This window comes from Ruania zhangjianzhongii, assembly GCF_008000995.1.
Lineage (GTDB): Bacteria > Actinomycetota > Actinomycetes > Actinomycetales > Beutenbergiaceae > Ruania > Ruania zhangjianzhongii.
Genome location: NZ_CP042828.1, coordinates 1,184,718 through 1,196,174, shown reverse-complemented (window position 1 = coordinate 1,196,174; position 11,457 = coordinate 1,184,718). Strand labels below are relative to the sequence as shown.

At 71.2% G+C, this 11,457-nt stretch carries 9 protein-coding genes; 4 read left to right on the top strand and 5 right to left on the bottom strand.

Translation table 11 applies throughout. The features are described 5' to 3' along the window. Positions 1-3 precede the first annotated feature (3 nt). Positions 4-897, bottom strand: a complete 894-nt coding sequence (locus FU260_RS05500) for a UTP--glucose-1-phosphate uridylyltransferase (RefSeq protein WP_147916146.1) — start codon at positions 895-897, stop codon at positions 4-6. Between the two features lie 158 nt (positions 898-1,055). Between FU260_RS05500 and FU260_RS05495 the strand changes: the two genes are divergently transcribed. Beyond that, positions 1,056-1,676 (top strand): 5-formyltetrahydrofolate cyclo-ligase, encoded by a 621-nt coding sequence (locus FU260_RS05495; protein WP_147916145.1) that lies wholly within the window; start codon positions 1,056-1,058, stop codon positions 1,674-1,676. Between the two features lie 167 nt (positions 1,677-1,843). Here FU260_RS05495 and FU260_RS05490 read toward each other — a convergent pair whose 3' ends face one another. Then, complete coding sequence (locus FU260_RS05490) at positions 1,844-4,561, bottom strand: penicillin acylase family protein (RefSeq protein ID WP_147916144.1); 2,718 nt, start codon at positions 4,559-4,561, stop codon at positions 1,844-1,846. 121 nt (positions 4,562-4,682) lie between these two features. On the opposite strand from FU260_RS05490, the gene FU260_RS05485 reads away from it, so the two are divergent. The 3 genes from FU260_RS05485 (at position 4,683) to mscL (ending at position 6,261) form a co-directional block, all read left to right on the top strand. Beyond that, a complete protein-coding gene (locus FU260_RS05485; protein WP_147916143.1) occupies positions 4,683-5,033 on the top strand; it encodes an FmdB family zinc ribbon protein in 351 nt (116 codons plus the stop codon). 95 nt (positions 5,034-5,128) lie between these two features. Continuing rightward, positions 5,129-5,827, top strand: coding sequence for an SAF domain-containing protein (locus tag FU260_RS05480; protein WP_147916142.1), 699 nt, complete (start codon positions 5,129-5,131; stop codon positions 5,825-5,827). Positions 5,828-5,835: 8 nt separating this feature from the next. Next, positions 5,836-6,261, top strand: a complete 426-nt coding sequence (mscL, locus tag FU260_RS05475) for a large conductance mechanosensitive channel protein MscL (protein WP_235912436.1) — start codon at positions 5,836-5,838, stop codon at positions 6,259-6,261. A gap of 103 nt (positions 6,262-6,364) precedes the next feature. Here mscL and FU260_RS05470 read toward each other — a convergent pair whose 3' ends face one another. From FU260_RS05470 to FU260_RS05460, 3 genes are read right to left on the bottom strand one after another with little or no spacing between them, the layout of a single operon-like run. Next, on the bottom strand, positions 6,365-6,622 hold the full coding sequence (locus FU260_RS05470) for a hypothetical protein (RefSeq protein WP_147916141.1): 258 nt from the start codon (positions 6,620-6,622) through the stop codon (positions 6,365-6,367). Continuing rightward, complete coding sequence (locus FU260_RS05465) at positions 6,591-9,032, bottom strand: hypothetical protein (protein ID WP_147916140.1); 2,442 nt, start codon at positions 9,030-9,032, stop codon at positions 6,591-6,593. Before FU260_RS05465 ends, FU260_RS05470 begins: the two co-directional genes overlap by 32 nt. Continuing rightward, complete coding sequence (locus FU260_RS05460) at positions 8,920-11,175, bottom strand: hypothetical protein (protein ID WP_147916139.1); 2,256 nt, start codon at positions 11,173-11,175, stop codon at positions 8,920-8,922. Before FU260_RS05460 ends, FU260_RS05465 begins: the two co-directional genes overlap by 113 nt. Positions 11,176-11,457: the final 282 nt, after the last annotated feature.

Below are 11,457 nucleotides of genomic sequence, written 5' to 3'. Positions count from 1 at the left end.
GGGTCACCGACCGGCGACGTAGTCGCGCAGCCAGGCGAGGAAGTCCTCACCCAGATCCGGGTGGTCCGCGCCGAGGGAGACGACCGTCTTCAGGTAGTCCAGCGGGTTACCGGTGTCGTAACGGCGGCCACGGAAGACCACCCCGTGCACCGGGTGTGTGCCGGACGCCGCCAGGTTCTGCAGCGCGTCGGTGAGCTGGATCTCGTTCCCCCGCCCGGGGGCAGTAGTGCGCAGCACGTCGAAGATTCCCGGGCCGAGCACGTACCGGCCGATCATCGCGAGGTTGCTCGGCGCATCCTCCGGGGCAGGCTTCTCCACCATGTAGCTCACCCGCACCACGTCCGTATCCGGCAGGTGGGTCTGTACCGGCTCGACGGCGGCGCTCCCGTAGAGGCTGATCTGTTCCGGTGCTACCTCCATCAGTGCGATCACCGAACCGCCGAGCTCGGCCTGCGCGGCGATCATCGCCGGGAGGATCTCGTCCCTGGGGTCGATCAGGTCATCGCCGAGCTGCACAGCGAACGGCACCTCGCCCACGTGGTCGGCAGCGGTGAGGACCGCATGGCCGAGGCCGAGCGCCTCCCCCTGACGGACCACATGGATGCGGGCCAGGTCGTTGGTGGCCTGCACCTTCGCGAGCCGCTCCTCGTCACCCTTGTCCGCCAGGGCCTGCTCCAGCTCGGGGGCGGAGTCGAAGTGGTCGGCGATCGCACCCTGACCGCGACCGGTGATCAGGAGGGCGTCGCTGATCCCGGCTGCTGCGGCCTCGGCCACCACATACTCGATCGACGGTGCGTCCACCACCGGCAGCATCGCCTTCGGGATGGCCTTGGTTGCGGGCTGGAACCGGGTGGCCAGGCCGGCCACCGGGATCACGGTCTTGGTCACAGTGGTCATGGTCGAAGGCTAGACGGTGCGAGCCGGTGGCGTCGCCTGGAACCCGGGCGCGGCACCGGTGTACCCGGCTGAAGGTGAGAACGACCCGAGGTGGATTCGGCGGTTTCGCGGACAGCGGATTGCTAGCGGACCGGATCAGAGCCTGCCATTCTTGGAGTATGTGGTCCCTGGCCAGCTCTCTCCCGCACTACGACGGGCTGGAGCTCGACGACGCCAAGCAGTTGCTGCGTGCCTCGGTGCACCAGCACCGGAAGAAGCGGTCGGAGAAGGAGCATCACGCTGCTGCCGAGCAGATCGCCGAGCACGCTCGCGAGCTGCTCGACGGTGTGCGCTGCGCCGCTGCCTATGCCGCCCGGCCCACCGAGCCGGAAACCACTGCGCTGCTGCGCGTGCTGGACGACGCCGGAGTGGAGATCCTGCTGCCGATGCTCGGACCGGGCCTGAGCCGGGACTGGGCGGTCTACCATCCGGGAGACCAGCTCGAGGTGCGCGCCCCGGGCCGCCCACCGGACCCGGAGGGCCCCGGTCTCGGTGAGGACGCGATCACCCGTGCGGACGTGGTGTTCGCCCCGGCGCTCAGCGTGGACACCCAGGGCATCCGGCTCGGGCAGGGCGGCGGCTGGTACGACCGCGTGCTGCGCTTCGTGCGCCCGGGCACCCGCGTGTTCGCGGTGATCTTCGACGACGAGCGATCCAGCGACCCGTTGCCCTCGGCTCCGCACGACCGCCCGGTGGACGGCGTGCTCACTCCTTCCGGCTGGGAACTGCTCGGCGGCTGAGCGTGAGCGGCACATCACCAAGGCCATTCGTTACCGGCTGCGGTGAGTAGTTACCCGCGAGCACGACTGAGCGCGGCCGGTAACGAGTGAATCGATTCAGCGCGGAGTGGGGGGCGCGGGTGGGTGCTGGGCGGGGGCATGGGCAGGTGGGTCGCGCGAAGTAGGGGCTAGGGGTGCAGCCGCAGCGTCTCCGCCCCGGCTTCCTCCACAGCGGCCCGGGTGAACGGCCAGGCAAACGTCTCGCCGTCGGCCCAGGCCTGGTACTGGTCGTCGTAGTGCGAGGACGCCGGGTGCCCGGAGTTACCGGTCAGATTCACCCAGGTGGAAGCATCCAGATCCGCGGTGTCCACCACCATCCGCATCGACGGCACCCAGTTCACCGAGAACTGCGGGTACCCGTCCTCATCCCACTCCGCCGCGCTCCACCCGGTGGCGTTCACGATCGACGGCCCGCCGCCCAGCTCGGTCCTAGGCAGGTTGACGTAGTCGGCCACGAAGCCCGGGACCGCGTCCCCGCCGAGCACCGCATGGGTCGGGGTGAGCTCGTGCAGCCGCCCCCAGCGCCAGTCGGTCGGCTCCATCCCCAGGGACACGGTCAGCTGGGCACGGGCATCCACCAGCGCCTGCGCCAGGATCTCGTCGCGCTGCTCCACCACGTTCAGGGTGGCCCGGTCGTCCCACCACGGACTGTCCTCGTCGTCGAGCAGCTCCGCCACCACGGCGATCGAGCGGCTGTTCCCGCTCGGCCGCTGCGCTTGCGGGACCTGGTCCCAGAAGGTCAGCCGGAGCACGTTCGCCCACACCGAGGAGAAGTAGGCGGCTGCGGCCGAGTCGGCACTGTTCACGTAGTCCCAGTCGTCGAACAGGTCCACTGCTTGATGGACGAAGTCGGCGCTCTCTTCCTCGATCCGCACCTCCTGCAGGGTGGGCACGAGCATCTCGGCGGCCGGGTTCGTCTCCACCATCTGGATGTCGTTCATGTCCGCCGCGGTGATCAGCTGGCCCGCTTCGATGCGTTGCTCGAGCTGGTCCCGGATCTCCTGGGCCCGGTAGCCGTAGTCGAAGTCCACGCCCAGCTCGGAGTGCCGGCGCAGGTTCTGCACCGGCTGGTTGGCGGCGACGATGATCCCCGCCTCCGGGTTGACCTCCGCCGGGAGGTCCTCGAAGTCCAGGAACCCCTGCCAGTCATAGGCCGGGTCCCAGCCGGGCCGGGGCCAGGTGCCGTCCGAGGGCACCGGGCCACCGGTCACCCGGTTCCGCACCGGGATGGTGCCGGGGGCCTGGTAGCCGATATCACCGTCGGTCGTGGCATAGATGATGTTCTGGGTGGGCACCTCGAACCTCTCGGCCGCGGCAGCGATGTCCTCCGGGCCGGCGGCGGTGTTGAACATGAACACCGCGTCCATCGTGCGACCGGGCTGCAGTGCGGTCCAGGACAGCGCCACGCCGTAGCCGTCCGGCCCGGGAGCGGGAGCGTTCTCGGCCAGCGGTGCCTCTCCGGCGGCTCGGGTCGCGCCGATGGCGTCCGAGATCAGCGGGCCGTGCTCGGTGGAGCGCACGGTGACCTCGATCGGATCCGCGCCGTTCACCTCGATCACCTCGGTGCGCTCGGTCAGCGGCAGACGTTCGTCGTCGTAGAGGTAGGTGCCGTCGCTGAAGACCCGTTCGAGGAAGAAGTCCGAGGAGTCCGAGGCGAGGTTGGTCAGCCCCCAGGCCAGGTTCGCGTTGTGCCCGATCACCACGCCGGGCATCCCGGCGAACCCGAACCCGGCCACGTCGAACGGGCAGTCGGCGCTCACGGTGCGGCAGTGCAGCCCCTGCTGGTACCAGATCCCGGGTGCGGACGGCGCCAGGTGCGGGTCGTTGGCCAGCATCGGCATCCCGGTCGCGGTGTGCTCACCGGAGACCACCCAGGAGTTCGAGCCGATGCCGTCACCACCCCCCATCGGATGCGGTACTGCCCGCAGCGCGTCCAGGGCGTCCTCGATCGCGGTAAGCGTTCCCGGACCGGCGCGCCCGGCGGTGCCCGCTGTAGCCTCCGGCGAGGTGACCTCACCTGGCTGGGAGGCTGCGCCGTCGTCGGCAGCCTGCGGCGACCCCGCACCCCAGGCCTGCCCCGCCACTCCCGGCGACCCCCCGGCTGCGGCTTGTTCCTGCTGGTTCGCGATCTCTTCCGGGGTAGGCAGGATCGGCAGGTTCTCCCCGATCGGGTAGTCCGGATAGATCGCCTCCACCATGTCCACCTCGCCGGTGCGCCCGTACACCGATGCCCGGTTCAGCTCATCGCTGTAGTTACCCATCAGGTCCCAGGCCATCGCCTTCAGCCAGGCGAGCGAGTCGACCGGGTGCCACGGTTCGATGTCGGTGACCTCGACGTTCAGCCCGAGCACGGTGTACTCCAGCGCGGTCTCGCTCGGGGCTCGGTCGGCGAGGTAGGCGTTCACCCCGTCGGCGTAGGCGGTGAGGTAGGCGCGGGTATCGGCGTCGAGCAGCTCCCACTCCTGCTCGGCAACGTCCCGCCAGCCCATCGTGCGAATCGCGCGGTCGGCGTTGATCGCGGTCTCCACGTTGCCCACCAGCTCGGCCATCCGCCCGGCGGTCAGGTGCCGGCGGTAGTCCATCTCGAAGAACCGGTCCTGGGCGTTGACGTAGCCCTGCGCCATGAACAGGTCGACCGGATCATCGGCGTAGATCTGTGGGATGCCGCGCTCGTCCCGGATCACCTCAATGTCGCCGGAGAGCCCGGGGATGGTGATATCGCCGGACTCCGCAGGCAGCGGGCGGCGAATGAAGGTGAATGTGGTCACAGTGCCGATCACCAGCACCACCACGAGGAGGGCGGAGATGGCCAGCAGGACTCGGCGGACGATGGACTTCCCAGGCACATGCTGAGCCTAGCCGCGCCGCTGGGGATGCTGCGGGAGGAACATCCGAGCGCCGCGCCGCGTTAGAATACTCGGCGGACCGCGACTTGGCGCGGATCCGTTGATCCGAGCGGAGGATTCGGTGCCTACCTACGCGTATGCGTGCTCACAGTGCTCTCACCGGTTCGACATCTACCAGTCGTTCACGGAGGACGCCCTCACCATCTGCCCCGAGTGCGCCCAGCAGTCGCTGCGCAAGGTGTACTCCTCGGTGGGTGTGGTGTTCAAGGGGTCCGGCTTCTACCGGAACGACTCGCGGTCCTCGGAGAGCTCCAGCTCACCGGCTGCGAAGAGTGAGTCGACCAGCGAGGGTAAGACCGAGAGCAAGAGCGAGAGCACGACCGGCTCGGGCTCCGACGCCAAGCCGGCCACGAAGTCCAGCGAGAAGTCCGGTTCGTCTGCAGCGCCTGCCAAGGCGGCCGCCTCCAGCTGACCTGGCCCGCCGGGCACATCGGGGCGATGCCCCACTTTCCACATCCCCCTCCCGACGGCGGAACTTCCCTCGGTCGCGCGCCGTAGCGTCTGGCCATGGGTTCAGATTCCTCCCGGCAACGGCCAGGTGTGCGCCACCGGCTGCTCTCTCGCCGATCGCTGCGCCGACTGCGGCCGGTGCTGTGGCGGTCCCGGTTTCTGCTGGCCGCACTGTGCCTGGCCTGGGTCGTGGTGCTGCTGGTGCCGGCGCTGCGGCCGCCCGCACCGTCGCACACAGTGCTGGTTGCCGAACGCGACCTGCCGGCCGGTGCCGAGCTCGGCGCCGGTGACCTGGCCGAGATCGAGCTGGCAGAGGTGCCCGACGGCGTGGCGAGCCGCGAGCGCCTGATCGGGCGGCGGCTCGCCGTCGGGGTGCCGGCCGGGCTGCCGCTGGTGGAGACCCTGCTGGTCGGCCCCGGAGTAGCCTCCGGCGCACCGCCGGGCACTGTGGTCACCCCGATCCGGCTGGCCGATCCGGCGTTGCTGCAGCTGCTGCAGGTGGGCGATCGGCTCGACCTCTACCTGGCCCCCGCGGTGAGTGACCTGGGCGGAGCCCACCAGGCCGAGCTGGTCACCTCCGGGGCACTGGTGCTCAGCATTCTCGACGGCGCCGAGGCCGCCGACGGATTGCTGGATACCGGAAGTGGCGCGGATAACGGCGTGATCATCGTGTCGGTTGACGCTGGGGACGCTACTCTGCTAACCGGCGCCAGCGGATTGGCGTCCTTCCGGGCCGTGGTGGTTCCGGACGTCTAGCAGGATCAATGAGAGGGAATGCCGTGCTGCAGGGGTTCAAGGATTTCATCGCTCGAGGCAATGCCGTCGACCTCGCCGTTGGTGTGGTCATCGGTGCCGCCTTCGGTGCCGTAGTCACGGCACTCGTGGACAACGTGCTCAACCCGCTGATCGGCGGGATCTTCGGCCAGCCGAACCTGGACCGGATCTGGGTGATCACGCTCAGCCCGGCCGTGGGTGGCGGAGAGCCGACCGAGGTGCTCTTCGGAGCAGTACTGACGGCGTTGATCAACTTCCTCCTCGTCGCCGCCGCGATCTACTTCTGCGTGGTGATGCCGCTGAACAAGCTGGCCGAGCGCCGCGCCCGGGGAGAGGAAGAGGAGCCGGAGCCGCCGGCCGAGGATGTCGCGTTGCTGACCGAGATCCGCGACCTGCTCGCCCAGCCGAAGGTATAACCTGCCCGCCACGCCCGGCTCCTCGCCGGGCGTGGCACTACTCGTGGGTGGGATTGCTGGGGTGTGAGCCCCACCAATCCCACTCATGAGCGCGCCGACTGCCTCACCAGTGCGGGGGCCGCTCCCGCAGGATCCGCTCGTCGGACTCCTGGTCCGGATCCTCGCCCCGGTCGCCCCAGGCGCGCGGGTCGTCCTCCCAGGCGGCACCGTGCCAGACCGGTTCCGGGCCGCGACCGGGGTCGACGGCGCGACGTGGCCGGCGCTTGCGCGGTGGCTGCTCGGCCTCCGGGTCGGCTGGTTCCGGCGGAGTGGCGCTCATCGGCGGCGGCTCACCGGTCACCGTCGTGGTCGGCGGTGTCATCGGCGGGCTCGGCGCCAGCAGGACCGGCGTCAGCAACACCAGCGTCAGCAACCGGAGCGGCGGGCTCGGCGTCAGCATCAGCCTCGGATGTACCGGGTGAGGTCGCCGGTGGCATCTCGGCCTCGGCGGGGTCGACCTCGACGTCGACAGCCACTGCCTCGGTGACCTCAGCGTCAGCGTCAGCGTCGCCGTCAGCCCTCGCTGTCTCGGCGTCCTCAGCATCGGTGTCAGCAACGGCCTCCGCTGCCTCCGTGCTCGGCGGCTCCACGGCCAGCCCGGAGCGCCGCGCTGCAGCGCCGAGCACGGCGTCCACATGGGTTCCCCGACGGGCGATCCCGAGCTCGGCGCGGAGCGCATCCCGCAGCTCCGGCACGGTCCGTGGTTGCCCGTCGGCGCTGATCCAGACCACCAGGGCATCGAAGTCGTCGTCGCCGTAGCGGCTCAGCGGTTGCCCCGGGCGCACCTCCGGCCGGGGGCCACGATCTCCCGGTGCGCTGCTCGACCGTCGCACCTCACCCGCACCCACCATCGCCAGTCCGCGAGCGGAAATAGTGGTCGGCGCCGTGTCTGCGGGCTCTCCGCTGCCGCTACCGACGCCCCCAACGCCTCCGGCCGCACCGGTGCCACCGGCCGCACCAGCTCCGGCACCAGCATCGGCGGTGGGTCCCGCCTCGGCCGGGTCGGCATCTTCCTCCACCCGGTCGGGCAGCGACACCTGCGCCGGGCCGCCGGTGCCATCGCTGCGCGCGGCAACGATCTCGTCCACTGCCGTGCCGATCTTCTCCGCCTCGCCCTGCGGGTCCATGAACACGGCGCTGGAGTACACGGTCCGCACCGCCCAGCCGCGCGCGGCGAGCCGTTCGATCCAGTGCCGGTCCCGGCGGCGCAGACTCGGTTCGCCCATGTACTCCGCGTCGTCGGTGAGGACGGCCAGCAACAGCTCACCGGGCAGGGCCGGGTGCCCCACCGCCAACGGGATGCGCACCCCACCGGGCCGGCCGAACCGGGGCACCACGGTCAGCCCGCGCCGCCAGAGCCGCTCGGCCAGGTCCACCAGCAGCCGGTCCACCTCCGGTGCGGTCTCCTCCGGCTCGTCCTGCGCCTTGCCGTCGGCCGCCAGCTGCAGCAGGTCGCGGAGCATCTGCGATCCGGCCGCACGCAGACGTTCGGGATCCAGGTCGTCCGGTTGCAGGCAGCTGACCACGGTGAGCCGGGTACGGACCGCATCGAGGGCGTCCACCAGGAACTCCGCACCGTCCGGTCCGGACAACACCCCGAACCGGTGCAGCACTCGCCCGTGCGGGGTCTTGCCGAAACCGAGGGTGAGGATGATCGCGTCCCGGCGCAGCCCGGCGGCGGACTCGATGTCCACCACGGTGAATGCCTCCGGACGGTCGGCATCGAAGAACGAGGCCACGCTCGCACTGCCGGCGGCCACCGAGAGCACGGCCTCGCGCACCCGGTCGGCGTGCCGGGTATTCAGCGCGATCACCGCGAGTGTCTCGTCCGGGCGGGTGAGGGCATGGTCGATCACCAGGTCCACCACTCGGTCCACCTCGGCCTGCACGCTCTCCACCACGTTCACGCCCGGTGCCGGCATTCCCGTGCCGTCGACCACATCCAGGTCGATCCGCGCCGGGCCCGGGGGCTCCGGCAGCGGGCGCACTACCTCGTCGTATCCGTGCGCGGCCAGGAACCCCGCCAGGTGTGCGTCCTGACTGGACCGGCTGGCCGGCAACGTGAGCCGCGGGAGGAAGTCCAGGGAGCCGATCAGCCCGGTACCGCCGCGGCGGGTATCCCCGACCACCACCACCTGCCGGGAGCGCACGATCGCCGACACCGTCTGCTCCACCGGAACGTGCTGCACCGCATCGAGCACGAGCAGGTCCACGTCCCGGGCAGCCGGGAGCACCTGGGGCACCACCATCGGCGGCACCACCCACACCGGCCGCGGCGCCCAAGCCGCAGCGGCATAGGTGGTGAGCAGCTCCTTCAGGTCGTTCACGCCGCGGCGCACGGCGCGGTAGAACTCCTGCGCGCGGGGCCGGTCCTCGGCGATCACGGCCCGGATGTGCTCCCGCACCGCGATCAGTACCGGAGTGGTCAGGCTCTCCACCTGCGCCAGGTCCTTCTCCAGCAGCGTCTGGGCGGAGGCGTCGAGCGTGGAGGAGTCCAGACCGGCGAGCACCGGATCGTCGGAGAGGATCTCCTCGAGCACGCTGGACCACCAGGCCAGGTCGAACTCCGCGCCGACCAGCTCCGTGGGCACGCGCCGGTGGCTGAGGTCCTCGAGCAGGTCACCGAGACCCATCTCGCTGAGCTGAGCGAGCACCGCGGCGCGCTCGGGCAGCTGGCGCAGCGTGGCGTCGTCGGCGCCGAGTCGCGATACCCGAGCAGCGAGCTCGGCCAAGGGCAGCTCCTCGAGCGTGCGCTCCCCCGAGCGAACCGCGCAGTACCGGGTTGAGCTCAGCCACCAGGTCGGTCGCGCGCTTCTCGGTGGCGAGGATGTCGCTCATCCCCTCCGGTAGGCGGGGCCAGCCACCGCTCGCACAGTGCCGGCGCCACACGTCCCGCCGAGACTGCACGTCCAGCAGCTCGGCATGCAGATCGCCCACTGCCACCCCGGGCCGGAGCAGGTCCTTGGCCTGTTTGCGCAGTCGGCGGCGGGCAGCCCAGCCCAGGTCGGCCCCGTGCTGGGCGCGCCAGGCGCGGGTAGCGGTCGCGGCGACCAGATCGGCTGCCGAGCGCTCGAACACCTGCGGGGTGAACACGTCCAGCGAGGAGCGGATCCCGTCCAGCAGGATCAGCTGTTCGGACCACTCGGCCAGCGTGGCCGCCTCGTCCAGCCCGGTCTGGGCGGCGGTGCGGGCGAGCTGCTCGGTGAGCGCGGGCATCAGCTCGTCCAGCTCACGCACCCGCTCCATCGTCGCGGTGGCGTGCTCGGCCGAGGTCAGCCGGGCACCGAACCAGGGGGTATCGGCGGCCCGGAGCCGGAACGCGCCCAGCGCTGCGGCACGAGCGAGCTGCTCGCGGGCGTGCTGGCGCTGCTCGGGTCCCATCGAACGGACGGCGTCAGAGGGAACCCGGACCGTGGTACGCGGCCCCGGCCGGCTGGAGGTGAGTTCGGCCAGCGCCTGCAGGGCGTCATAGCCGGACGCGTCCCACGGGGCGCGCGCCGTGTGCAGGGCGTTCAGGTAGTCGCTCAGCTCGCGGCGGGCAGCCCGCAGCGCCTCGCGGTCCTGGTCCCGTTGCTCGGTGTCGGTCTCCGGCTCGGGCGGGTTCAGCCCGTCCAGGAGGTGCCCGGCGGCAGTGGTGGTCCAGCGCGGGTCGTTGCTCAGGTCCAGGGTGAGGTCGCCGAGGCCCACCCGCCGCAGCGCGTCCACCAGCGCCTGCCCGGCGCGGCGGGTGCCGGGCACGTACAGCACCCGGCGGCCGTCTGCGGCGGCTTGGGCCACGGTGGCGGCCACAGTGCCTGCGGCGTCGGTGCCGGGTGGGGAGTCCACCAGCAGGTGGGCGCCGGTGGCCACCGCATCCAGGACGTCCTGCTGGGCCGGGTCCAGGTCCCCGATGCCGCGTTCGGCGTCCGGGTCACGGTCGGTCGGGTCGGGCTCGGGCAGGTCCAGGGAGACGGCGGAGCGGGCGGCGCTCACGCCGGCGAGCGCGGCCACCAGATCGTGCGTGGCCAGGTCGCGTTCGTGATCGTGCAGGTCCTCGGCGAGCGCCTGCCCGGGGTGCACGAAGGCGCCGAGCACGATCCGTGGCTCGAGGGTGAAACCCGGGAGCGCCTGCCCCAGCTCGGCCAGGGTCTCCAGGGCGGGGCGCGGGGTGAAACCGTGCTCGACCATCGTGGAGCGCGCGATCGCCGCCGGATCGACGTTCACCCCGTGCGCCCTCAGCTCGCGCACGAACAGGCTGTTGATCTCGACGGCGGGATCCAGCTCGAGGTCGATCTCCGCCTCTGGTCCGTGCACCCCCAGGCGGACCGGGCGCAGCAGCACCGGGGCGTGCACTACGGCGGGGGCCGCCGAGGGCGGCGGCCCGTTCGGGTCCGCCAGCGCCGGGGTGCTGCCAGGTTCGTCGTCGATCTCCGCTGAACCGGCTGCGGCAGCGCTGCCCTCCCCCTCCGGGTGAGCTGCGCCGTCGCTCTGCCAGGTGGCCACACCCATGGCCACGTACGTGGGTGCGACGCCGAACCGCTGAGCGAGCTCGTCGGTGCGGGCGAGCACCACCCGCGCGCGCCGGCGCGCATTGGTGAGCGCAGAGCCCTCCCGCACCAGGTTGCTCAGCGGAGTGGACCGGCCCGCGTACAGCTGGGCGATACCGGAGGGGTGAGCGGCGGTCAGATCGACGATCGCATCCCCGAGGGTGCTGATGTCCCACAGCGGGCTGTTACCGGCCAGGTCAGCCAGCCGGGCGCGCCATCGAGTGGCCGCCGCCTCCACCTGCAGTTCGCGGGGAGTGGCAGCGCTGCGCTCGGCGGCTTCGGCACCAGCCGATTCCGCAGCGCGCTGGCGGCCGGAGCCAGCAAAGGGATTGCGCACGGAAGACCTCACGCGTCCACGCTAACGACTGCTGCCGGTTTCGCAGCGCTGGACCCGCCGAGAGGTACTCTTCCAGGGCGAGTTCTCGCCGGGAACAACTACTTTCCAGGGAACGGGTGGCCGTCCGGTGAGTTGGAGCGGACGGCGTGCGCCACGCAGGGGGCAGGCGACGCACACCGTCCTGGCCCAAGTTTGGCCCACACCGGGGGCGGACGCAAACATCTCTGGTGGCAGCCCGGGCCTCGGTTGGCGCCCGCTGGGGGCCACCCCCACTAGCACACGGGGGACAACCAC